General features: G+C 46.8%; 24 protein-coding genes and 1 other RNA gene. 6 read left to right on the top strand and 19 right to left on the bottom strand.

The features are described 5' to 3' along the window. Window positions 1-36: 36 nt before the first annotated feature. Both gabT and LVJ86_RS01815 read right to left on the bottom strand, forming a co-directional pair. Window positions 37-1,293, bottom strand: coding sequence for a 4-aminobutyrate--2-oxoglutarate transaminase (gene gabT, locus LVJ86_RS01820; RefSeq protein ID WP_047759893.1), 1,257 nt, complete (start codon window positions 1,291-1,293; stop codon window positions 37-39). A gap of 277 nt (window positions 1,294-1,570) precedes the next feature. Further along, window positions 1,571-2,701, bottom strand: coding sequence for a beta-ketoacyl-ACP synthase III (locus LVJ86_RS01815; protein ID WP_047760047.1), 1,131 nt, complete (start codon window positions 2,699-2,701; stop codon window positions 1,571-1,573). 276 nt (window positions 2,702-2,977) lie between these two features. Here LVJ86_RS01815 and prpF point away from each other — a divergent pair, with 276 nt between their 5' ends. Together prpF and LVJ86_RS01805 are read left to right on the top strand one after the other, a co-directional pair. Then, window positions 2,978-4,171 carry a 2-methylaconitate cis-trans isomerase PrpF gene (gene prpF, locus LVJ86_RS01810; protein ID WP_047760048.1) on the top strand — a complete coding sequence of 398 codons (1,194 nt, stop codon included), beginning with the start codon at window positions 2,978-2,980 and terminating at the stop codon, window positions 4,169-4,171. 243 nt (window positions 4,172-4,414) lie between these two features. Beyond that, window positions 4,415-5,680 carry an acetate kinase gene (locus tag LVJ86_RS01805; RefSeq protein WP_047759894.1) on the top strand — a complete coding sequence of 422 codons (1,266 nt, stop codon included), beginning with the start codon at window positions 4,415-4,417 and terminating at the stop codon, window positions 5,678-5,680. Window positions 5,681-6,035: 355 nt separating this feature from the next. Here the strand turns inward: LVJ86_RS01805 and dnaK are convergent, their stop codons facing one another. The 3 genes from dnaK to grpE all read right to left on the bottom strand — a co-directional run bounded on the left by dnaK (window position 6,036) and on the right by grpE (window position 9,160). Then, complete coding sequence (gene dnaK / locus LVJ86_RS01800) at window positions 6,036-7,961, bottom strand: molecular chaperone DnaK (protein WP_047759895.1); 1,926 nt, start codon at window positions 7,959-7,961, stop codon at window positions 6,036-6,038. Window positions 7,962-8,189: 228 nt separating this feature from the next. Next, complete coding sequence (locus tag LVJ86_RS01795) at window positions 8,190-8,594, bottom strand: hypothetical protein (protein WP_047759896.1); 405 nt, start codon at window positions 8,592-8,594, stop codon at window positions 8,190-8,192. An 8-nt stretch (window positions 8,595-8,602) separates the two neighbouring features. Then, window positions 8,603-9,160, bottom strand: a complete 558-nt coding sequence (grpE, locus tag LVJ86_RS01790; protein WP_047759897.1) for a nucleotide exchange factor GrpE — start codon at window positions 9,158-9,160, stop codon at window positions 8,603-8,605. A gap of 250 nt (window positions 9,161-9,410) precedes the next feature. On the opposite strand from grpE, the gene aceK reads away from it, so the two are divergent. Beyond that, on the top strand, window positions 9,411-11,189 hold the full coding sequence (gene aceK / locus LVJ86_RS01785; protein WP_047759898.1) for a bifunctional isocitrate dehydrogenase kinase/phosphatase: 1,779 nt from the start codon (window positions 9,411-9,413) through the stop codon (window positions 11,187-11,189). Between the two features lie 122 nt (window positions 11,190-11,311). Continuing rightward, window positions 11,312-12,199, top strand: coding sequence for a 50S ribosomal protein L11 methyltransferase (prmA, locus tag LVJ86_RS01780; protein WP_047760049.1), 888 nt, complete (start codon window positions 11,312-11,314; stop codon window positions 12,197-12,199). Window positions 12,200-12,312: 113 nt separating this feature from the next. Here prmA and hpf read toward each other — a convergent pair whose 3' ends face one another. The 7 genes from hpf to LVJ86_RS01745 all read right to left on the bottom strand — a co-directional run bounded on the left by hpf (window position 12,313) and on the right by LVJ86_RS01745 (window position 17,508). Further along, entirely contained in the window at window positions 12,313-12,630 is a 318-nt protein-coding gene (gene hpf, locus LVJ86_RS01775; RefSeq protein ID WP_047759899.1) for a ribosome hibernation-promoting factor, HPF/YfiA family, read from the bottom strand. 58 nt (window positions 12,631-12,688) lie between these two features. Further along, the gene (gene rpoN, locus LVJ86_RS01770; protein ID WP_047759900.1) at window positions 12,689-14,041 is read right to left on the bottom strand and encodes an RNA polymerase factor sigma-54; all 1,353 of its coding nucleotides are present in this window, start codon (window positions 14,039-14,041) and stop codon (window positions 12,689-12,691) included. An 8-nt stretch (window positions 14,042-14,049) separates the two neighbouring features. Beyond that, a complete protein-coding gene (gene lptB / locus LVJ86_RS01765; RefSeq protein ID WP_047759901.1) occupies window positions 14,050-14,784 on the bottom strand; it encodes an LPS export ABC transporter ATP-binding protein in 735 nt (244 codons plus the stop codon). Between the two features lie 106 nt (window positions 14,785-14,890). Then, complete coding sequence (lptA, locus tag LVJ86_RS01760) at window positions 14,891-15,400, bottom strand: lipopolysaccharide transport periplasmic protein LptA (RefSeq protein ID WP_047759902.1); 510 nt, start codon at window positions 15,398-15,400, stop codon at window positions 14,891-14,893. Then, complete coding sequence (lptC, locus tag LVJ86_RS01755; protein ID WP_047759903.1) at window positions 15,381-15,962, bottom strand: LPS export ABC transporter periplasmic protein LptC; 582 nt, start codon at window positions 15,960-15,962, stop codon at window positions 15,381-15,383. The genes lptA and lptC overlap by 20 nt, the downstream gene beginning before the upstream one ends. Further along, window positions 15,959-16,492 carry a KdsC family phosphatase gene (locus LVJ86_RS01750; protein ID WP_047759904.1) on the bottom strand — a complete coding sequence of 178 codons (534 nt, stop codon included), beginning with the start codon at window positions 16,490-16,492 and terminating at the stop codon, window positions 15,959-15,961. The genes lptC and LVJ86_RS01750 overlap by 4 nt, the downstream gene beginning before the upstream one ends. A 38-nt stretch (window positions 16,493-16,530) precedes the next feature. Beyond that, the gene (locus LVJ86_RS01745) at window positions 16,531-17,508 is read right to left on the bottom strand and encodes a KpsF/GutQ family sugar-phosphate isomerase (RefSeq protein ID WP_047759905.1); all 978 of its coding nucleotides are present in this window, start codon (window positions 17,506-17,508) and stop codon (window positions 16,531-16,533) included. A gap of 82 nt (window positions 17,509-17,590) precedes the next feature. Between LVJ86_RS01745 and tal the strand changes: the two genes are divergently transcribed. Beyond that, window positions 17,591-18,637, top strand: a complete 1,047-nt coding sequence (gene tal / locus LVJ86_RS01740; protein WP_047759906.1) for a transaldolase — start codon at window positions 17,591-17,593, stop codon at window positions 18,635-18,637. 235 nt (window positions 18,638-18,872) lie between these two features. Here tal and LVJ86_RS01735 read toward each other — a convergent pair whose 3' ends face one another. The 7 genes from LVJ86_RS01735 to LVJ86_RS01705 all read right to left on the bottom strand — a co-directional run bounded on the left by LVJ86_RS01735 (window position 18,873) and on the right by LVJ86_RS01705 (window position 22,678). After that, window positions 18,873-19,118, bottom strand: a complete 246-nt coding sequence (locus LVJ86_RS01735) for a GlsB/YeaQ/YmgE family stress response membrane protein (RefSeq protein ID WP_047759907.1) — start codon at window positions 19,116-19,118, stop codon at window positions 18,873-18,875. Window positions 19,119-19,625: 507 nt separating this feature from the next. After that, the gene (gene rpsI, locus LVJ86_RS01730; protein ID WP_047759908.1) at window positions 19,626-20,018 is read right to left on the bottom strand and encodes a 30S ribosomal protein S9; all 393 of its coding nucleotides are present in this window, start codon (window positions 20,016-20,018) and stop codon (window positions 19,626-19,628) included. Between the two features lie 9 nt (window positions 20,019-20,027). Continuing rightward, a complete protein-coding gene (gene rplM / locus LVJ86_RS01725) occupies window positions 20,028-20,456 on the bottom strand; it encodes a 50S ribosomal protein L13 (protein ID WP_047759909.1) in 429 nt (142 codons plus the stop codon). A 273-nt stretch (window positions 20,457-20,729) separates the two neighbouring features. Continuing rightward, window positions 20,730-20,912, bottom strand: a non-coding RNA gene (ssrS, locus tag LVJ86_RS01720) — 6S RNA. Window positions 20,913-20,934: 22 nt separating this feature from the next. Further along, window positions 20,935-21,234 carry a cell division protein ZapA gene (locus LVJ86_RS01715; RefSeq protein ID WP_047759910.1) on the bottom strand — a complete coding sequence of 100 codons (300 nt, stop codon included), beginning with the start codon at window positions 21,232-21,234 and terminating at the stop codon, window positions 20,935-20,937. Next, window positions 21,231-21,569, bottom strand: coding sequence for a hypothetical protein (locus tag LVJ86_RS01710; protein ID WP_047759911.1), 339 nt, complete (start codon window positions 21,567-21,569; stop codon window positions 21,231-21,233). The genes LVJ86_RS01715 and LVJ86_RS01710 overlap by 4 nt, the downstream gene beginning before the upstream one ends. Window positions 21,570-21,688: 119 nt before the next feature. Beyond that, window positions 21,689-22,678, bottom strand: a complete 990-nt coding sequence (locus LVJ86_RS01705; protein WP_047760050.1) for an NAD(P)H-dependent glycerol-3-phosphate dehydrogenase — start codon at window positions 22,676-22,678, stop codon at window positions 21,689-21,691. A gap of 371 nt (window positions 22,679-23,049) precedes the next feature. Between LVJ86_RS01705 and LVJ86_RS01700 the strand changes: the two genes are divergently transcribed. After that, entirely contained in the window at window positions 23,050-24,219 is a 1,170-nt protein-coding gene (locus LVJ86_RS01700) for a cytochrome-c peroxidase (RefSeq protein WP_082131220.1), read from the top strand. The last annotated feature ends 54 nt before the right edge of the window (window positions 24,220-24,273 follow it).

Genomic DNA, 24,273 nt, shown 5'->3' with positions numbered 1-24,273 from the left:
GTATATCCGCCGCCTGCTTCAGACGGCCTGCCGCTCTCAACCTCGTGCCCGAGAAATCGCTTGTGCCAACACCGCCAAGCCTTTATCGAAAGTATCATCTTCAATCGTCAGCGGGTAGAGGAAGCGGATAACATTACCGTGGGCGCCGCATGTAAGTAAGAGCAATTGTTGGTTCATGGCCTCTTTCTGCACTTTGGCGGCAAATTCACCGTTCGGATTTTCATCATCACCGAATTCAACCGCCACCATTGATCCCAGACCTCGGATTTCGGTGATTTCAGGCGCGTTCAAATCTTTTAGGAATGTCGTCAGCCGCTCGCCCAAAACTTTTGAGCGATTGCATAATTTTTCTTCCTCAATCACATCCAATACCGCCAAAGCAGCCGCTATGCCCAACGGATTTCCCGCATAAGTGCCGCCCAAGCCGCCTTTGCGCGGAGCGTCCATAATCTCTGCCTTACCCGATACACCGCTCAATACGAACCCGCCCGCCATACTTTTGGCCATGGTCATGATATCGGGCTGTACATCATAGTGTTCCATAGCAAACAATTTGCCCGTACGCGCAAAACCGGCCTGTACTTCGTCGGCAATCATCACGATACCGTGTTCGTCGCAAATCTTACGAACCGCACGCATAAATTCGGGCGGGCAAACATTAAAACCGCCTTCACCCTGCACCGGTTCCAAAATAATCGCCGCCACATCATGCGGGGCGATATCGCTTTTGAAAATACGCTTGATGCTTTTAACGGCATCCTCAACGCTGATATTCTGGGTAGAGGCAGGATACAGCGCATGAAATACACCTGCGGGCATGGCACCGAAATCGGCCTGATACGGCATCACTTTCCCGGTAAGTGCCAATGTCATCATTGTGCGTCCGTGAAACGCGCCGCCAAAAGCAATAATGCCGTTACGCTTCGTATACGCGCGCGCGATTTTAACGGCATTCTCCACCGCCTCGGCACCGCTAGAGAAAAACTGGCTTTTCACCTTACCTTGGATCGGCACCAACCGATTGATGCGCTCTGCCAATTCGATATAGCTTTGGTACGGCACGACCTGGAAAGCCGTATGGGTAAAGCGGTCAAGCTGATCGGCTACGGCAGCGGTCACTTTCGGATGGCGGTGCCCTGTGTTTAATACGCCGATACCGCCTGCAAAATCGATAAACTCACGGCCGTCTGCCGAAACAATGACTGCATTGTCGGCACTTTCAGCAAACCAATCGCATAATACGCCTGCCCCATTAGGCATTGCCTCGCGCATTCTCTCAAGCCAATCATTCATACCCCTACCCTCCTTTAGTTATGTGTTTCAACGGCATTCATACCAACCTTTCGGCAAAAGCCATTTCTGCCGCATTTATCTTTCCCAGATAGTCCGTCAGATAGTAAATTCAAACAAATAGCGTTGTCAACCAATGTAAAATCAAATATTTAGCTAAAAATATATAGATTTGCATACAATTTCAGACAAAATCCCGAATCTGCTTTAAGCCGCATCGAAACAATAAAAAAGGCCGTCTGAAACTTTGAGTTTCAGACGGCCTTATCAACATCAGGGTTTAACGTTTTTCCAAAATTACCGAACCGATAGAATAACCCGCTCCGAAGCTGGACAACACACCGATACTGCCGGTCGGCAGGTCCGCATGATGAAGATGCAATGCAATCACGGATCCGGCAGAGCTGGTATTGGCATAGCGATCAAGAATAATCGGCGCTTCTTCTGCGCTTGCGTCACGACCCAATACACGGCGGCTGATTAATTCGTTCATAGTACGGTTTGCCTGATGCAGCCAAAAACGCGCTACATTTTGCGGTTTGATTTGATTTTCGGCCAAATGGGCAACAATATGTTCACCCACTGCAGGGCAAACTTCTTTAAATACCTTACGCCCGTTTTGTACAAACAATTTATCCGCCGCCATCGGATCGGCATCCATTTCACAACGGTTGATAAAACCGAAATTATTGCGGATATTATTAGAAAACTGGGTCCACAACTTCGTTCCGACAATACGGAATCCCTGCCCCTCCCGGGCCAGGTCATCTCGAACAACCACCATCGCCGTAGCGGCATCTCCAAAGATAAAGTGGCTGTCGCGTTCGCGGAAATTCAAATGCGCCGAGCAAATTTCCGCATTCACAATCAATACGCGCGAAGCCGAGCCGCTTTTCACCGCATCGGCTGCCGTTTGCAGAGCGAATGTAGCCGACGAACAGGCAACATTCATATCAAAAGCAAAGCCACCGCAGCCCAAGGCCGTCTGAATTTCTACCGCCATAGCGGGATAAGCGCGCTGCATATTGGAATTGGCTACCAACACCATATCGATATCGGCAGCTTCTACGCCGGCGTTTTCCAGTGCCTCTTTAGCTGCGGCAACGCCCATTTCGGCCTGTACCGACAACTCTTCGTTGCTACGCTTGGGAAACTGCGGACACATGATATCAGGATTCAAAATGCCTTCTTTATCCAATACGAAACGGCTTTTGATACCGGATGCCTTTTCAATAAATTCACTGCTTGATTCAGCCAAAGGCTCCATTGTGCCAGCGGCAATTTCATCGGCATGCCGTTCATTAAAGGCCGCAACATAGCGGTTAAAAGTTGCCACCAGCTCATCGTTGCTGATCGCGTTAGACGGGGTGAACAAGCCGGTGCCGCTCAATACGGCTTGGGGTGCAGACATGGTTTCTCCTTTACCAATCACCATTTCATAAAATATCCGCCATCATATCACGATTACCTAATAAATCCTTAACCTGCAAAAGAATGTTTATTCTAATAAAACCGCGCCATGCCAACCGGCTGAAACTGCCTGCCGCCCAACCTTTTGCAATCAAGCCGCCTCCATATGGTAAAAATCCCGGCAAAATTTCCCACCCTCTATGCCTCCGGAAACATTAACGCTAAAATAATCTCTGCAACAAACCATAAGAAAATGATTTACAAAGGAAACCAAATCATGAACCACTTTCCCCCGCAGATCAAAATACCCGCCACCTATATGCGCGGCGGCACCTCTAAAGGCGTATTTTTCAAACTCGAGGATTTACCCGAAGCAGCACGCACGGCAGGTGCTGCGCGCGACAACATCCTTTTGCGCATACTCGGCAGCCCCGATCCTTACGGCAAGCAGATAGACGGTTTGGGTAATGCCAGTTCGTCTACCAGCAAAGCCGTAATCCTCAGCAAATCTTCACGCCCCGGTCATGATGTCGATTATTTGTTCGGTCAAGTTTCTATCGACAAACCGTTTGTCGACTGGAGCGGCAATTGCGGCAACCTTTCCGCCGCCGTAGGCGCATTTGCCATTCATGCGGGCTTTATTCCGCCCGAGCGCATCGCTTCAGACGGCATCTGTACGGTTACGATCTGGCAGGCGAATATTCAAAAAACCATTGTGGCTCATGTTCCCGTTTGTAACGGCGAAGTACAGGAAACCGGCGATTTCGAACTAGACGGCGTAACCTTCCCCGCCGCAGAAATCCAACTCGAATTTATCGACCCTGCAGATGACGGAGAAGACGGCGGAGCCATGTTCCCAACCGGAAATTTGGTTGACGACCTTGAAGTACCCGGAGTTGGTACTTTCAAAGCTACTTTAATCAATGCCGGCATTCCCACTGTTTTTGTCAACGCCGCCGATATCGGCTATACCGGTACCGAGTTGCAAGATGATATTAACAACGACCCGGAGGCCTTAGCCCGCTTCGAAAACATCCGTGCCCATGCGGCATTAAAAATGGGGTTGATTCAAGATCTTTCCGAAGCCGCCACCCGCCAACACACACCTAAAATCGCCTTTGTCGCACCGCCGCAAAGCTATAAAGCTTCCAGCGGTAAAAACGTAGCGGCAGCGGAGGTCGACCTGCTGGTTCGCGCTTTAAGCATGGGCAAGCTGCACCACGCCATGATGGGAACCGCTGCCGTTGCCATCGGCACGGCCGCCGCAATTCCCGGTACTTTAGTGAATGCGGCGGCAGGCGGAGGCAACCACGAGGCTGTACGCTTCGGCCACCCTTCGGGTACGCTGCGCGTCGGTGCGCAAGCTGTTGAACGCAACGGCGAATGGACGGTTACCAAAGCCATCATGAGCCGTAGTGCACGCATCATTATGGAAGGCTTTGTCCGCATACCCGACCCTAATCAGAAATAGGCCGTCTGAAAACGGCTCTGCTTATGTAGAGCCGTTTTTCATAAAGCTTAACCGTTCGGCCAAATTTACCATCTTAAAATATCTTATTGATATTCATACGCTTGTAAATATCCCTTTTATCTTCCAAACCGACAACCTCTATCAATTTTTCTGATGGCAGCAATCCACAGAAATAATTTCACAACCTCATCTTCTTCAATTACATTGCACTACACAAGAAAAACCACAAAGGAGAAATATCAAATGCAAGCCAATCCCAAAATGATTTTGGTCTTAAACTGCGGCAGCTCGTCCCTCAAAGGCGCTCTGCTCGATAGCGAACACGGCGAACTGGTTCTCAGCTGTTTAGCCGAAAAGCTAACTACTCCCGATGCTTATATCACCTTCAGCTATGCTGATAATCCGAAAGCCCTTCCTGCCGACCGCGATTCATGGTTTATCGGACGTCATGCCGGCGAAAAACACCGCGTTGAATTAGGCGAAAAGAACGACCATACCGGTGCCGTAGAAGCGCTATTGGAAGAATTAAAATCCCATGACCTGCAAAGCTTGGTTGCGGCCATCGGCCACCGCGTCGTACACGGCGGAGAAAAATATTCCGCTTCGGTGTTGCTGACTGACGACGTCATTGCCACATTGGAAGAATGTATTCCCCTGGCACCGTTACACAATCCCGCCAACCTCACCGGTATCGAAGCCGCCCGCACTATTTTCCCTGGTCTGCCCAATGTCGGCGTATTCGATACTGCATTCCACCAAACCATGCCCGAACATGCCTACACCTATGCCGTTCCGCGCGAGCTCTATCACAAATACGGATTGCGCCGCTACGGCTTTCACGGTACAAGCTACCGCTACGTTGCCCAAGAAGCAGCCGATATGCTTGGCAAAGATTTGAAAGACACTGCCCTAATCGTTGCACACCTGGGTAATGGTGCGTCGGTTGCCGCTATTTTGGGCGGAGAATCAAAAGATACCAGCATGGGCCTGACTCCTCTGGAAGGTTTGGTAATGGGTACGCGCAGCGGCGATATTGATCCCGGCGCATTCACCTTTATTGAAGCGGCCACCGGTTTGAGCGCAAAAGAAGTGAACGATATGCTGAATAAAAAATCGGGACTGCTGGGCATCTCCGAGCTATCGAACGACATGCGCACTATTCAGGAAGCAGCCGCCGAAGGACACGAAGGGGCGAAATTGGCCTTAGAAATCACCGCTTACCGCTTAGCCAAATACATTGCCGCCATGAGCGTTGCCACCGGTCGCTTGGATGCGCTCGTATTCACCGGCGGTATAGGTGAAAACTCAAGCCTGATCCGTGCCAAAACCATCGGATACCTCGGCATTCTGGGTCTGAAACTTGACGAAGCAGCCAATGAAGCCACACGTTTCGGCAAGGCCGGTATCATCACACAAGCAGGCAGTATGCCTTGTGCGATGGTTGTGCCGACTAACGAAGAACGCATGATTGCCTTCGATACCCGTCAGCTTTCCGGATTGGGAAACTAAGCAGTTGATAGTTCGATAACGAACTTTTTGCCGTTTACCTATATTTTGGCAGTTAAAATTCAAAGGCCGTCTGAAGTTCAGACGGCCTTTTTCTCCCTAAACGGACAATAAATGCTTTGCCGTTTATATCGCACTAGAAAACATCAGGTTTGAACCCTCTCTTGATTTACAACAATCAACTGAAATAACAAGTAGCACATTCTGATAAATCTTAAGCAATTCTTTCCGGTTACATAATATTGAATCAAATGCCGTCTGAAAGTTTTCAGACGGCATTTGATATCAACGAATGATCCGAATATAAAAAAGCACCGCAACTATATGCGGTGCTTTTTACACTAAGAACTAAACACAATTAGTCTTTTTTGTCTTTCACTTCTTCAAACTCGGCGTCAACGACATCATCGTCTTTCTTACCGTCGGCTTGTGCGCCGCTTTCAGCTGCTTGGGCTTCCGCTTGGGCTTGAGCATAAACCAGCTCACCCAGTTTTTGGCTGGCAGTACCCAATGCTTCGGCCTTGGCATCGATATCAGCTTTGTCCTCGCCTTTTACGGCTTCTTCTGCAGCTTTCAAAGCATCTTCGATTTTAGCTTTCTCATCGGCATCCAGTTTGTCGCCGTAATCAGCCAGTGATTTTTTCACCGAGTGAATCAATGCTTCGGCCTGATTGCGTGAAGCTACCAGCTCAGTCAGCTTTTTATCTTCCTCGGCATTGGCCTCCGCATCTTTCACCATGCGTTCGATTTCTTCCTCGCTCAAACCGGAAGAACCTTGAATGGTAATCTTGGCTTCTTTACCGGTACCTTTGTCTTTGGCAGACACGTGCAAGATACCGTTAGCATCAATATCGAATGTTACTTCGATTTGCGGTACGCCGCGCGGAGCCGGTGCAATATCGCCCAAGTTAAAGTTACCCAGCGATTTATTGGCAGAGGCACGCTCACGCTCACCTTGCAACACATGGATGGTTACCGCGCTTTGGTTATCTTCGGCAGTCGAGAAAGTTTGTGAAGCCTTGGTCGGAATAGTGGTGTTTTTCTGAATCAGCTTGGTCATCACACCGCCCATAGTTTCGATACCGAGCGACAAGGGGGTTACGTCCAACAGCAATACGTCGCTGCGGCCGCCGCCCAATACTTCGCCCTGAATCGCAGCACCTACGGCTACCGCTTCATCGGGGTTCACATCTTTACGCGGCTCTTTACCGAAGAAGGCTTTTACGGCTTCCTGTACTTTCGGCATACGGGTTTGACCGCCCACCAAAATCACGTCGTCGATTTCGCTTGCGCTCAAGCCCGCATCTTTCAAAGCAATACGGCAAGGCTCGATAGAACGTTCAATCAAATCTTCTACCAGGCTTTCGAACTTGGCACGGGTGATTTTCATCGCCAAATGTTTCGGGCCGGTCGCATCCATAGTGATGTAAGGCAGGTTGATTTCGGTTTGCTGACCGCTCGACAATTCGATTTTGGCTTTCTCTGCAGCTTCTTTCAAGCGTTGTAGAGCCATTACGTCTTGTTTCAAATCAATACCTTGTTCTTTTTTGAACTCGGTAATGATGTAGTCGATCAAACGTTGGTCGAAGTCTTCACCGCCCAAGAAAGTATCACCGTTGGTAGCCAATACTTCGAATTGTTTGTCGCCATCCACATTGGCGATTTCGATAATGGAAATATCGAAAGTACCGCCACCCAAGTCGTACACGGCGATTTTACGGTCTTTGTTGTCGCCTTTATCCATACCGAACGCCAATGCTGCGGCCGTCGGTTCGTTGATGATACGTTTCACATCCAAGCCGGCGATACGGCCGGCATCTTTAGTTGCCTGACGTTGGCTGTCATTGAAGTAAGCCGGTACGGTAATCACGGCTTCGGTTACTTTCTCACCCAAGTAAGCTTCGGCGGCCTCTTTCATTTTGCGCAATACTTCGGCAGATACTTGCGGCGGAGACAGCTCTTTACCTTGTGCTTTCACCCAAGCGTCGCCATTGGCGGCTTTGATGATTTCGAAAGGCATCAAGTCAATGTCTTTTTGTACTTCTTTATCTTCGAATTTATGGCCGATCAATCGTTTGGCGGCATAAATAGTATTTTTTGCATTGGTTACGGCTTGACGCTTGGCCGGTGCGCCGACCAAGATTTCACCACCGTCCAAATAAGCGATGATTGACGGGGTGGTACGTGCGCCTTCGGCATTCTCGATCACTTTAGTTTGGCCGTTTTCCGAAATAGCCAAACAAGAGTTGGTTGTACCTAAGTCAATACCGATTACTTTTGCCATGATTTATAGCTCCTTAATGATTGAATAATTCTTTGGGGCTACTTGCTGTTTCTAGCACGGTGCCCAGCATTGTTATGCAAGATAAGGGGGATTGCGGTGTTTTCAAGCACCTGTGGATATTTTTTTATTTACTTCAAAATCAAATATTTGAATAGAAATATAGTTTTATTTGTTTTCAGATAGCTATTTTTACCAACATAGGTATCTGAAAATAGCAATAAAAATATCTTAATCCAAATATTCTCCGCTTAAATTTTCTATCTTGTAATTGCCCTTACTTGAAAATTCCCACTCAATATCATTATGTTGTTTATGGCCTATAGCTATACAATCATTGACAGCAATCCCACAAAAAACGGAAAACATATTATCTGGCTCATTAGGTTCATGAAAGCCACCAACCTCACCACTCACGTTAGCATTAACAAATAATTTAAAGGTGAACTGGATACAATTTTCACCTTCTTTGTAATCAATGACATCAATGCGTTCAAACTCTTCGCTATCCAAAGAACCACCTTGACATCCATAATCGCCTGTACTTACTTCGACATAATCTGGCAAAAACTCAGTAAAATTATCTTGTACCCAGTCGTTGAAAGAATATTCATACCGTTTGTTATATTTACTCATTTTAAACTTTACTCTTCAGTAGTTTTTGCGACCACAACCATAGCTGGGCGCAATACGCGTTCGTTTAAGGCATAACCTTTTTTCATAACGCTCACGATGGTATTAGGCTCCTGCTCGCTCTCTACCGCCTGCATAGCCTGATGACGGTGCGGATCGAGTTTTTCTCCGGCCTGAGGGGTGATTTCGGTGATTTGAGTGTTGTCGAAAGCTTTTTGCAGCTCGGTCAGCGTCATCTGAACGCCCATTTTAAGGGCATCGAAATTACCGCTTTGATCCAGCAGCGCCATCTCCAAATAATCTTTCACGGGCAGCATTTCGGTAGCGAATTTCTGGCCGGCGAATTTGTGTGCCGATTGGATTTCTTCAACATGACGGCGGCGCAAATTTTGCTCATTGGCCAAACTGCGAAGTTGCTCGTCTTTCAGCATGCCCTCCAGCTCTTCTACGCGTGCCTGCAATTCTTCGTATGTAGGCGGTACGGCTTGCTCTTGAGCATCTGCTTCGGCTGTCTCCGGAGCGGCTGCATTGTCGATATTCTCTTCGGTATGGGTATTTTGTTCGCTCATTTTCGATATCCTGTATCCAACAGTCTTTCAATATAAATTATCTTTACCTATATAAGGCCGTCTGAAAAATATTCAAGCACCCTACCGAATATCCCGGTCAATCACGGTCATAGCAAACAAGCGGCTTGCAAAATCATCCGAAACTTTATAAGGTTAGACTTATAAACCAATCGCTTGTATAAACAATCAAATACAGGCTGCCTGAACTAATGAACCAGGCCAAAAAATCTACAAAGTATTGAGGAAAATCATGACGCGACAACAACTATCGCAACTTCAAGGGCGCGCGGTTGCAGAAACCATGCTTGCCGGCTTCAACAAACACTACCGTCTTTACCGCGAAGTAACCGCCAAAGCCAAGGCGTTTTTCGAAGAGCGCAACTGGCGCGGCATTCAGGATTTGGTGGCCACACGTATCCAGATGTACGATCAGCGGGTTTCCGAGGCAGTAGACACACTGCGCCGCGAACATGCCGCCAATGCGCTGAGCGATGAAGTATGGGCGGCGGCCAAAACCGAATATATTGCGCTTTTAGTGAACCACAAACAGCCCGAATTGGCAGAAACTTTTTTCAATTCCGTATCTACCCGCCTGCTTTCAAAAGAGTATTACAACAATCAATTCATCTTTGTAAAACCGGCCACCAGCACAGAATATATCGACTCGGACCCGCCCACTTTCAGCTCGTTTTACCCCAGCAAACAAGGCCTGCGTGGTTGTATGCGCGATATCCTCTTTCATTTCGGCTGGAATGTTCCGTTTGCCCATATCGGCAAAGACATCAGCAATATTTTGCGGGCTGCCAAACGACACTTCCAAACCGATTGGCCGCCCGAAGAAATGAACCTGCATGTTCAGGTGCTGAACTCACCTTTTTACCGGAATAAGGGCGCATACATTTTCGGGCAGATTATCAACGGCAGCGTCCGCCATCCCTTTGCACTGGCTGTTCTGCACAACGCTAACGGCAAGCTGATTGTCGATACAGCACTTTTCGACCCCAAACAAATTGCCGTTTTATTCTCATTTGCACGAGCCTATTTCTTAGTCGATATGCCCGTACCCAGCGGATATGTACGCTTTTTGCACAATATGCTTCCAGTCCGTTCCATAGGCGATCTTTATACCATGGTGGGTCTGCATAAGCAGGGAAAAAATATCTGGTGGCGCGAATTTACCCAACACCTCCAATACTCCCACGACCAATTTATCCTCGCTCCCGGCGTAAAAGGTTTGGTAATGACGGTGTTCACCCTACCTTCTTTTCCCTACGTTTTCAAAGTTATCAAAGATAAGTTCGGCCCCAATAAAGACTTCGACCGCGAATATGTGCGGCAAAAATATCTTTTGGTGAAAAAACATGACCGCGTCGGGCGGATGACGGATATTTTGGAGTTTTCCAATGTACCGCTGCCCAAAAACCGTTGCAGTGAAGAATTTATTGAGGAAATGCGCACACTGGCGCCCGAACAAATCGAAGAAAACGACGACTGGCTGATTATCAAACACGTGTATGTCGAGTATCGTTTGAAACCGCTCAACCTCTTTATGCAGCAGGCAAAACCCGCTGAAAAAGCCGCTGCCGTCATCGATTACGGCTACGCCCTCAAAGAGTTGGCCTCTGCCAACATCTTCCCCGGCGATATGCTGTATAAAAACTTCGGCATGACCCGTTTCGGGCGCGTGATTTTCTATGATTACGACGAAATCGAATATATGACCGACTGCAACTTCCGCGCCATCCCGCCCGCCCCCAATCCCGAGTTCGAAATGTCGGGTGAGGTTTGGTATCCGGTCCACAAAGGAGACGTTTTTCCCGAAGAGTTCGGCCCGTTTCTACTAGGCGAACCTGATGTGAAGCAAGTGTTCCTGCAACACCACAAAGACCTGCTCACACCTGAATTCTGGCAAGGGAAAAAAGCCTTGCTCGAACAAGGCCTGTTTGACGATTTCTATCCCTACCCTCAATCGGTACGCTTTACACCCGATAAAGTCGCCAAAGGGCTGATGGATCATACCGACGTGTAAAGCCCGCTTTTTCAGACGGCCTCAAACCTTTTTAAATTGCAGCCGTTCCGTTAAAATGAACCTATTCTGAATCAGCCGTCTGAAACCATTCAGACGGCTCCTTAATTTACATGAAAGAAATTATGGCCTACCAACAAACCACCATTGCCGTCAACGATCATATCGCGGAGCCTCTCTCAGACGCACTTATGGAACACGGTGCCCTTTCAGCCGCCATTGAAGACGCCTATGCCGGAACCGCCAACGAACAAGCTATTTTCGGCGAGCCCGGCATGCCGACCGAGCAAATCTGGCAGCAAAGCAAAGTGATCGTATTATTTGAAGAACAAGCCGATGTTGATCCGATTATCGCTGCGGCGGCACAACAATGCGGAATCAACATCCCCGTTTATGAAACCGAACTTCTGCCCGAGCAAGATTGGGTTCGCCTTACGCAATCACAATTCGACCCGATTAAAATTTCCGACCGCCTATGGATTACTCCCTCATGGCACGAAGTACCGGATGCCCAAGCAGTCAACCTCCAACTTGATCCCGGGTTGGCATTCGGCACCGGCAGCCACCCGACTACACATTTGTGTCTTCAATGGCTGGATAACAATTTAAAAGGCGGAGAAAGCATACTGGACTATGGTTGCGGATCAGGGATTTTGGCCATTGCCGCACTCAAACTCGGCGCCGGCAGTGCTACTGGCGTAGATATTGACGAACAAGCCATCCGCGCCAGTAACGACAATGCCGCCCAAAACGATGTCAGCGCCCATTTCTATCTTCCGGATGCTTTACCACAGGGCCAATTCGATGTAGTCGTTGCCAATATTCTGGCCAATCCGTTGCGCATGCTCGGTGAAATGCTGGCTGGCCGTACCAAACAAGGCGGCCGTATCGTTTTATCCGGTATTCTCGAAGAACAAGTAGAGGAAATGAGCGGCATCTACGGCCAGTGGTTCGACTTGGCGCCTGCTCAAATCGATAACGGTTGGGCATGTTTAAGCGGCACCAAACGCTAGTGCGGCACGCCTTCTTCATATCTCCTCAAATATGCCGTCTGAAAACACTTTCAGACGGCATAAATAAATAAAAACCCTGCCTGAGCAGGGTTTTTCAAAAGAAATATAGAACATTATTCTTCGGCAGCCGGAACCGGAGCCGAGCGCACATCATTGCGTTTTTCCTTATGCTTCAAAATGGCGCGGTCAAGTTTGTCCATCAATACATCTACCGCCGCATACATATCTGATTCAACAGCTTCGACATGCAAATTTTTACCGGCCAAATGTACATCAGCCTCTGCCTTATTGTTAACTTTCTCCACCGAAAGGGTGACGGTCACCGAAATCACATTTTCCGCATGGCGGTTAATCCGCTCAAGTTTACCGGCAACGTGATTCTTAATAGCTTCGGTAACATCGAAATTCAGACCGGTAATTTTCAGGTTCATAACTATACTCCTTCGGTTGAGAATTCCAATCCGCCTGAAACGGATTGGAGAAAAATACTTACCGTGCGAGCTTGCGTTGGTGGGCGGGAGCGATATTCATCGATTCGCGATATTTGGCAACGGTACGCCGTGCAATCTCAATCCCCTGCTGCGACAACATTTTACATAAAGCTTGATCCGAATAAGGCTTATATTTATTTTCAGACTCCACCAATTGAGCCAGCATCGCTTTAACTGCACTTTGGCTGGTTCCTTCGTTGTCCTCACCTGCATCTACTGCCTGTGTGAAGAAGTAGCGTAACGCAAACACACCGCGCGGGCAAGCCAAATATTTATGATTAACAGCTCGGGACACCGTACTTTCTGCAACACCCAAATCGACAGCGGCATCTTTCAACAGCATCGGCGTCAGCCCGATTTCACCGAAAATAAAAAAATCGGCTTGCCGTTCAACAATATATTCCGCCAAACGCAATACCGTACTTTTACGGTGTGCCAAGCTTTCGATTTTTTGGCGTGCCTCGGTAATTTTTTCTTTCCACACAGGATCCACATCGTGGCTGCTCTTCAGCAAGTCGTAAAATTCTTGATTAACCCGTACTTGAGGCCATGCCTGTTCGTTACTTCCAACAGTCCATCCCTCGGCAGTTTCCTTAACCCATACATCGGGTTGAACATAACCGGCAGGTTCTCCTCCTGAAAAACCGTAAGCTGGAAAAGGATTAAGACTACCGATAATATCCAATGCCTGATGGATAGTATCTGCATCATCCGGAAGCTCGCGTTTTAATTTAATCACATTCTGCTGCCGGCTCCCACCCAAGTCATCCAGATACTCCAAAGTGATCCGTGCAGCGCACTGGCGCGCGGAAGAAGCCGGCAAGCGTTGCAACTGCAACAGCAACGATTCAGCCAAACCCGAAGCGCCAACACCTGCGGGATCAAACTGCTGCAAACAATCCAAAGCATGCTGGATATCTTCTTCATCCGACATCCATTCTAGCGGTGTATGCTCGATAATATCGGTAAGACTATCTGTCAAATAGCCTTGTTCATCAAGAAAATCAATCAGAAAATGAACTTTGGCCGCTTCTTCGGCACTCAGGGGATGCTCGCTGACTTGCTTGTGTAAGTATTCGTGGAAATTATCTTCATCGGCAATAGTCGCCCAAACATCTTCGGCCTCTTCGCCGCCGATTTGGTTGGTTCGGGCAGGTGCAGCGGAAACTCGTTCGGGCTCAGACTGGAAATCAGCCTCAACCCTTTCAAGCAGGGGGTTATCCTGCAACCAATCATCCACCTCCCGCTCCAACTCCAAACCCGACAGCTGCAAAATACGCAAAGACTGCTGTAAATTTTGGTTCAGCTGCTGGGTTTGTTTCAGTTTTAGGCGGAAAGTCTGGCTGCTCATAAAGAATGTTAATAATCGAAATTTTCACCAAGATAAACGGCGCGTACCTGCTCGTTATTGACCAACTCATCAGGTTCGCCTGAGGCTAATACGGTACCTTCACTGATAATATAAGCACGATCACAGATGCGTAGGGTTTCCCGTACATTATGGTCGGTAATCAATACACCGATACCCCGTGCCTTTAAAAACTCAATGATTTTTTGAATATCCAGCACGGCAATCGGATCTACACCCGCAAAGGGTTCGTCTAGCAAAATAAATCGCGGCTGCATAGCCAATACACGGGCGATTTCCACGCGACGGCGCTCTCCTCCAGAAAGAGAAGGTGCAGGGCTTTCCCTCAAACGCTCGATATTTAAATCGGCCAACAAACGGTTTAATTCGCTGTCGATTTTCGACTTATCCGACAAGCTGATTTCCAAGATCGCCCGGATATTTTGCTCTACCGTCATTTTTCTGAAAATAGACGCCTCTTGGGGCAGGTAACCCAAACCCAACCGCGCGCGTTCGTGAATCGGCAGATGACGTATTTCCCGCCCATCGAGCTGTACCGTACCGGCATCCGCGGCAATCAAGCCGACAATCATATAAAAGCTGGTGGTTTTACCTGCCCCGTTCGGCCCAAGCAAGCCTACAACTTCGCCGCTTTCAATATCCAATGAAAAGTTTTTCACTACTTGGCGCTTTTTAAACGCTTTCTGTAAATTTGCGACATGTAAGCGGCTGTGCGTAGCATTCATAGGAAAACTCAAAAAAGTGATTGGGGTTATTGTAAACGTTTTTAAGGCCGTCTGAAATGCTTCTGTCAATTTCAGACGGCCTGACGGATGAATCTTGAGCTCAAAATTATTTATTAGGCTGGATAACTACGGTTACCCGCTTACCGCCTTTACCGGAGGCAACCTTGCTGCCGCTAACGGTATAAACTTCCGTGCGGGTATTATAAACGATGCTGGCCCCCTCCGCCCTGTCTCCGCCACGTTGAACTTTGGCATTACCGGTCAACTTCACGATGCCTGTTGCCGAAGAATATTCGACATTATTGGCCTGCCCTTCGACACGGCCTTTATTACCATCCAGCGTTTGCCCGAAACGGACAGGATTGCCCGTTGCCGCCATTAGCTGCTGCCCTTTCGCATCGCGCGAAACTTTTACGCTTCCGGCACGGATATTGAGCGAACCTTGTTTGATAATAACATTCCCACTGAAAGTGGTTACTTGGTTAGCCTGATCAAGCGAGCCTTGGTCTGCTTCGATTTCAATTGGTTGATTACGATCGCTTTCCAATGCGAAAGCGACAGGCGCAGCAGCCAAAAATACGGCCCATGCCGCGCTTTTAAGGATTTTTCGGGTCATAAATAATGGCTTTCACTCTCGAGGGTAAATTTAGGAAACCTTTTTGATGATTGTATTGCACACCTTGTGCCGTACCTTGCGATTGTCCGTATTGGTACACAACCGCTGCATCGGTATAAGCATTTTCATTTTGGGTATCTACGGTCAAACTCGATGTTTTCAAGATTCCGGCCGGACGTCCCGCTTCAGCCGCTTTGGTCAACACCACGTTTTTTTCAAAAACCACTTGGCGGTTTTCTGTATTGTAGCGGGCTTCACTGCTATTTACATCATACAGTCTCCCACTTTCTCCGTATAACACCAAATTTGGTTCGGCAAAATAAACATCATCACTTTTAGGCAACTGCCAAGCCTTTCTCGCACTGAGATTCTCTTTCAGACGGCCGGTTTCATCAAAGCGACGGCCATCAATACCACTCATAGAGTATTGGGGTTCGTTCGGATTCAATGCCACCTCTTCAATATCCAGCTCGCTAATACGCCCCAACCAGGCGCTCAACACTCCTAAACCGAGTGCCAAAACCAGCGGAAACAGCCAACCGCCTCGCCATTTTTTTATCATTTAATGTACTCTTCCAGTGCAGGCTGCAATGTTCCCTGTGCCAGCATAATCAAATCACACAATTCGCGTACCGCACCTCTTCCTGCCTGCTTCTTCGTTATATAAACCGCATGCCGCAAAGTAAAATCATGTGCTTCAGGTACGGCAACCGGCAAACCGCAGCGTACCATAACAGGCAAATCAACCACATCATCACCGATAAAAGCACACTCATGCTCCTCTACTCCTGCTTGGGCGCGCAAATCAGCATAGGCCGCTTTTTTATCGTGTATGCCTTTATAATAATAGTTAATACCTAATTGCTTAACACGCAAGCCGACAGACGGCGCATCTCTGCCGGTAATAATCGCCGTTCTGACACCGCTATTCTGTAACATTTTCAAACCGTGCCCATCCAAAGTGTGAAACGACTTAATCTCTTCACCGTTATCACGGATATAGATATGACCATCGGTCAACACGCCATCCACATCCATAATCAGTAGCTTAACGGCTTTGGCTCTTGTTTCCAATTCGGGAGAAAGGTTCATTAATTTTAAATCCTATTTTTATTCAATTTGCATATATTTTATATAATACGTGCCTTCAGCAAATCATGCATATTCAACGCACCCACCAACCTTTTCTCCTCATCAACAACCAACAAGCCGCTTACTTTGGTTTGCTGCATCTGCTTCAAGGCTTCTGTCGCCAACTGATCGGCAGAAATGGTTTGCGGGCTCAAATGCATAACTTCATCCATATACAAACCGGTAAAATCATCACGTTGCTGAAACAAACGGCGCAAATCGCCGTCGGTAAAGATACCTTTGATACGGTTTTCCAGATCTACAATGGCCAGCATCCCCAATCCTGTAGCACTCATACGGATAATGCCGTTTTTTAAAGAAGTGCCCTCTAACACAAAGGGTAAGGCTTCACCTGTATGCATAATATCCCGTACCCTCAAGAGCAAGCGCTTACCCAAACTTCCGGCCGGGTGGCTCAAAGCGAAATCGTCCAGTGTAAATTCTCTAGCCCTCAGCAAGGCCACCGCCAAAGCATCTCCTAAAGCCAACATTGCCGTCGAACTGGAAGTCGGAGCCAAGCCCAACGGGCATGCTTCGGCGGAAACGGCACAAGTAATATGGATATCGGCATAACGCCCCATAGTAGAATGCGGCTTCCCTGTAATACATACCAGTTTTACCTCTTTACGTTTAATAGCGGGTAAAATGGCGGTTACCTCATCACTCTCCCCGGAATTCGAAAGAGCCAAAACCACATCTCCGTCCACCACCATTCCCAAATCACCGTGCGCAGCTTCTGCGGGATGTACAAAAAATGCAGGCGTACCCGTCGAAGCCAACGTTGCCGCAATTTTTCGGCCGATATGTCCGGATTTGCCGATACCCATCACCACAATACGCCCTGGGCAATTTTTAATGACCTCGACGGCTTGTGAAAAATTATCATCCAAGTCTGCCGTAACTTCTTGCAAGGCTTGTATTTCCGTCTGCAATACCTGACGTGCCCAATCCAAATATTGTACAGCCTGATTTTTCATTCTTTTGGTTCCCTACTCTATTCAAATACGCCATTTCAAGGTAGGATTATTCATCTATTCTCAACTCAAAAAGGCCTCAGAGATGACCATTTTATCCGACGTTAAAGCTTTAGGACAGCAAATCTGGCTGGACAACCTGTCACGCTCGCTGATACAAAGCGGCGAATTGGCAAAAATGTTGCAACAAGGTGTATGCGGCGTAACATCAAACCCCGCTATTTTCCAGAAAGCTTTTGCTGGCGATGCATTATACAAAGATGAAATCACCGCTTTAAAAGAACAAAGTCTTAACCCGAAACAACGATATGAAACACTGGCCGTTGCCGATGTACAAGCCGCTTGCGACGTATGCCTGCCGGAATTCGAATCAAGCGGCGGCAAAACCGGTTTTGTAAGCTTAGAAGTATCTCCGGATTTGGCACACGATGCCGCAGGTACGGTTGCCGAAGCCAAGCGTTTACATGCAGAAATCAATCGCAAAAACGTTATGATCAAAGTACCTGCCACAGATGCAGGCATCGAAGCACTGGAACAATTGGTTTCAGACGGCCTCAGCATTAACCTTACACTGTTATTCTCACGCAAACAAACACTAAAAGCTTATGCTGCCTATCAACGTGGTATTGAAAAACGCTTATCAGCCGGTTTACCGACCAAGCACATACAAGTTGTGGCCAGTTTCTTCATTTCACGCATTGATAATGCTCTGGATACGACACTTCCTAGCCACTTACAAGGGAAAGTCGCCATTGCTTTAGCAAAAGCCGCTTATCTTGACTGGCAGAACTTCTTCAGCCAAGAATTTTTTGCTAACGAAAATGTAAACCGTGTCCAATTACTTTGGGCCTCTACCGGCGTAAAAAACCCTTCATATCCAGATACTCTCTATGTAGACAACCTGATTGGCCGAGAAACAGTTAATACCGTACCGGATGCTACATTAAAAGCTTTTATAGATCATGGCGTAGCAACTAATACATTAACAGCCAATACTAAAGAAGCATTGGCACACTTAGCTGAAGTGGAAGCTCTCGGGATTGATGTAGAAGCGCTGGCTTCACGCTTACAAGAAGACGGCTTACAACAATTCAACGATGCATTTGCCAAATTGCTTGAGCCGTTAAGCTAATCAAATCACCATTTTGAGAATCAAATATTTTAAAATACGCAAACCTATATTGTTTGCGTATTTTTATTTAACCGCTATCGAATTGTTTTTAAGACGGCATAGGCATTTTTTAATAAAACTGAATCGATTCTGAAAATTTTGTCATATCGGGCCATATGTATAAAAAATTTAGGGATGAAATCCGAAAACTCCATCCCCGCCCCAAAATGAACTTTATAGTCCAGCAAACAAATGCTTATTTCTTAACCACACGTGTATAAATAGCCAAAATAATCACTGCAAATATAGTTGATGCAATCCAACCAGCCCCTTCACCTGCATGATACCAGCCTAATCCCTCACCAACCGCACCGGCCAATAAAGAACCACCCACACCTAACAAAGTGGTCATAATAAAACCCAAATTGTCTTTACCAGGGTGTAACATCTTAGCCAATATACCGATGACAAAACCTACAATAATAGTACCTAACCAACCCATAATTTTTTCCCATTCTAATAAAATATTTCAAAATTACTAGCTAATCGCTAACAGCAAGCATAAGCTTTATAACATAACTTAGTTACACATACTTCCGCTTTATTTAGCATTCCATTTCAAAGACAATAAAGCTTATATATCTCCAGTACAGGATACCAAGTCTCTCCAAAATCAGTAGTGAAATTGCACAAATTTACAAAAATTCATAAAGTACAATATTTTAATCAAAATAAACATTCAGCCTTATTTATATTGCCGAACATATGATTACCATAAGCAACAGAAGATCAAAATCTTTCATTTAGACACCGACAACTTTGTTACCTCAACCCGGTATATAACAAACTTATGAACCATCTTATCTCCCATTAAAACCTTCCCCAACAACAAAATAATAGTCGGCATTATGGAATCAACATATCTCGCCCAATAAAATTATGAGCTTACACGGTAACAGTAGAAAATAAAAAAAGCCCCACACATTGTGGGGCTTTTTTGGATAAACAATTAACGTTTTGAGAATTGTTTCGCACGGCGTGCTTTGCGCAAACCGAATTTTTTACGTTCAACTTCACGTGCATCACGAGTAACAAAGCCAGCTTGAGAGAGAGCCGGTTTCAAAGCTGCATCGTAATCAATCAAAGCGCGGGTGATACCGTGGCGGATAGCACCAGATTGGCCGGTTTCACCACCGCCAACTACGTTTACTTTAATATCAAACGCTTCGGCATTTTCAGTCAATACCAAAGGTTGGCGAACAACCATGCGGCTGGTTTCACGTGCGAAAAATTCATCAACAGGGCGGCCGTTTACGATGATTTGGCCTGTACCTTTTTGCAGGAATACACGAGCCACTGAACTTTTGCGGCGGCCAGTGCCGTAGTAATATTTACCGTTCATGTCGTGTCCTTAGATTTCCAATACTTTAGGTTGTTGTGCGGCATGGCCGTGCTCGGCACCTGCATACACTTTCAATTTTTTAATCATGGCGTAACCTAAGGGGCCTTTCGGCAACATGCCTTTTACGGCCTTCTCCAAAACGCGCTCAGGGAATTTTTCTTGCATTTCGGTGAAGTTACGCTCATAGATACCACCGGGATAGCCTGAATGGCGGTAGTATTTCTTATCCAACGCTTTGTTACCGGTAACACGCAATTTGTCGGCATTAATTACAATAATGTAATCACCGGTATCAACGTGAGGAGTATATTCTGGCTTGTGTTTACCGCGCAGACGGTGGGCGATTTCGGCAGCAACGCGACCCAAAACTTTATCTTGAGCGTCGATAACGAACCATTCGCGCTTCACCTCATGCGGTTTGGCTGAAAAGGTTTTCATAAGGAGGAATCCAAACAAATATATAGAAAGCTACCGATTCTAGTGATAAATCAGTTTTCTGTCAATCAAATTGACGCCGTATAAAGTATTTACCGGTTCTCTAAGAATAGGGCTAATCCAAAGTGTTGTATTTCAAGCATCAGCTTAAAACATCATTTAAATTTTAAAACGCAAAGAGTCTGGCATACGATACATTTCTAAGCCCCGGCAAGTGCTATGTCATGATATACCATAGAATAAAAATACCACCCAATAGGTGGTATTTCTTAAAATTGAATCCCCGCAAATGTCGTTTAGGCTGAATCCGCTTGAACCTTGCTGACAAGGCGGTCACCTCGGGGTGATTTCGGGTGCATCGACTATAAACGACGCTCGCTCCCATCACTACTCTCGGCAACCTGAAGCGAACTTATTGGTTCAAAGGAATGTATGCCTTCGCGAACACCGCAGGGAAAAGAAGAAACTGTTGGTTGTTGATTTAATTCGAAAGCCTTGACAGGGCTTTATCGCAAACCTCAACCATGCCATTTATTTTACGCTCAAATTCGCCGATTGCCAAATCATCTTTAAGTGACATTTTTAATAAATCATGTACTACATTTAAGGCGGCCATAATTGCGATTTTATCGGTTTCAACAATTCTGCCGTTTTGTTTGATTGCATCGATTTTTTGATTTAATAACTCGACTGCCTGCAGTAAGGTAGCCTTTTCTTCCGGAGGAGTACCGATATTAAACTGGCGTCCCATGATATGGATACTGACTTGCTCATGGCTCATAATTCACCCTCATATTCTTGCGTCTCTTTCGGCAATCTTGCCAACAAAGTCCGGATATGCATTGCGCTACCTTCTAATAAATCGCGGTATTGTTGGTTTTCTACCATTAATCCGTCGATCTTACTCTGCAGATCCTCTTTTAACTTACCCACTTGCACCAATAATGCTTCGCTTAATTCATCAACGGCCGCCTGGTGCTCACTTTTCTGCTGGGTTTGTTCTGCCTTCAAACGGGCAATTTCTTCATGCAGACGCTTGTTCTCACCGACTACGGTTTCAAATTTCTGTGCCAGCTGATAAACGCTGACCTCAAGTTTTTCCAAAGACTGGTTCATAATTTGTCATACCAGGAAAATAAATTATGGCTGCAAGCATAGATTGATGTATGCGTACTGTCAAATCAGGCCGTCTGAAAATCTTTTCAGACGGCCTTAGAAAATTTACCGAATTGGCTTTATTCGAATCGTGCTTCGCGCTCCATCAAACGCTCAACCACTTGCTCGGCCGTCAATTCTTTACGGATAAGTTGCAATAATGTATGGGTAATCGGCATATCGATCTGATATTTACACGCCGTGTTAAATACTTCTTCAATAGTGCTGACACCTTCGGAAACATGACCGATTTCGACCAACACTTGATGCAATTCCTTACCCGAAGCCAACCCCAGCCCCACCCGACGGTTACGGGATAACGCTCCGGTACAGGTAAGAATCAAGTCGCCCATGCCGGCCAGACCCATCATGGTTTTCGGCTGCGCGCCCATGGCCACTGCCAGTCGGGTTATCTCAGCCAAACCACGGGTTACCAAAGCGGCACGTGCATTTAAACCGTATTCAAGGCCATCTGAAAGACCTGTGGCAATAGCCATGACGTTTTTCACTGCTCCACCAACTGACACACCAATAACGTCTTCACTACCATACAAACGCATCACGCCTGAATTTAATTGCTGTACCACGCTCTCGATCCATGGTTTGTTCTCTGAAGCCAGCACTACCGCACAGGGCAACTGTTTAGCTAATTCTTGTGCAAAACTAGGGCCGGAAAGTACGCCGACTTTATCATTACCGGGTAAAACCTCTTTCAAAACTTGGAAAGTGAGCAAACCGGTATCTTGTTCAAAACCCTTACAAGCTGCCAAAACAGGCAGGTGGGAATAGCCGTTATCTGACAACAGTTTGGCACTATCACGCAAACCCGCTACGGAGGTAACGATCAAAGCCAATTCGCTCCCGCTTAATGCTTCGGATAAGGAAGTACATGCCTTTAAAGCCTCTGGTAACTCGAATCCGGGCAAGTATCGCTTATTTTCACTATCTTGTTGCAAAGCACGCATATGTGCTTCATTTCTCGCCCACATAGAAACTTCATGACCCTGCTTGGAAAAATGTATAGCCAACGCTGTTCCCCAAGCACCGGCACCTATCACTGTAATTTTCATCTCATTCTCACTTTCCGAAACTGCCGCCAACTTTAAAACAATCATGCCCCGCATGCAAGCTTTAATACCCCCTCCTTTACACGCTACATCCTAAAGTCAACAAAGGAATCAAATGTTGTACTTCATCACTGTTTTTTAATAATCCTCAGCTACATTTTGAGTACCGCCACACTTAACCTAAAACTATTGCCCTGATAAAATAAACCAATAGCATAAGCATACCTAATTTTAAGATTGACTTAAGGCAAAGTTTCCAAGAAACAACCACTCTATACTCTAACCAAGCACATAACGATACCTACCCAAAGGGAAAACTACCATATCTGCCACTACCTGACGAACACAATCAAAATATTCAGAAAGGAACCATAATGAAACTTACTATGAAAAAGTCCGCACTGGGATTAGCTACGCTATTTGCTTTGGCTGCCTGTAACCAACAGCAATCCGCATCCTCTCCAGAGCAACCTGCAGCTGCAAGTGCCGCATCGGCTCCAACCGCATCAGCATCACAAGCCCAATATGACAATAGCAATGCCTCCGCTGAAGATAAAGATCTGCTGACCAAAGCACAAGGTATTTTCCAACCACTACCCGATCGCTCAGAAATGGAGAAAATCCACCCATTCACAGACGAGCAAGTCAAATTAGGGCATCAATTATGGTATGAACCACGCTTATCACGCGGCAATACTGTTAGCTGCAACTCTTGCCACAACTTGGCTTCTTATGGCGTTGACAACCTACCGACTAGTCCCGGTGATAAAAGCCAGCTAGGTGCCCGCAACTCACCTACTGCCCTAAATGCAGCTTTGCTGGGCAGCCAATTCTGGGATGGTCGTGCACCCGATGTAGAAGCACAAGCAGGCGGCCCGTTACTCAATCCGGTAGAAATGGCGATGCCTGACGAAGCATCCGTTGCGGCCAAAATCTCTCATATTCCCGAGTATCAAGAAATGTTCAAAGCCGCCTATCCGGATAAAGGCGGCGAGATCAACTTTGCCAATATCACTGACGCAATTGCGGCATTCGAACGCACCTTGCTGACACCAACCCGCTGGGATGAATATCTCAAAGGTAATATCAGTGCTTTGAACGACCAAGAACGAAAAGGTGTAAAAGCATTTATCGACAACGGCTGTATTGCCTGCCACTCGGGCGTTACCTTAGGCGGCAACTCATTCCAAAAATTCGGTTTGGTTGACGGCCCCTACTGGAAATTCACCGGCAGCAAAAACCATGATGAAGGCCGCTTCCAGGTTACCAAAGCAGAAAGTGATAAATTCGTATTCCGTGTTCCCGGCCTTCGCAACGTCGCCAAAACTTACCCATACTTCCACGATGGCAGCGTTTGGGAATTAGATAAAGCCGTTTCAATTATGGGACAAGCCCAACTGGGTAAACAATTGCCTAAAGAAGATGTAGACAATATCGTTGCCTTCCTCGGCACACTCACTGCTCCTGCTCCGGAGTCTGCCCGCGTATTGCCGGTATTGCCTTCGTCAACCGCAGAGCAAGCCCGCCCTGCTACAGATAAGTAAGTGAATTCAATATTTGGATTTTTCCTAGTCTGAAATATTGAACCGCCCAAACCA

Origin of the sequence: Neisseria arctica (assembly GCF_022870905.1) — a bacterium.
GTDB lineage: Bacteria > Pseudomonadota > Gammaproteobacteria > Burkholderiales > Neisseriaceae > Neisseria > Neisseria arctica.
The sequence above is the reverse complement of the archived record's forward strand: the minus strand, read 5'-3'. Positions and strand labels throughout refer to the sequence as shown.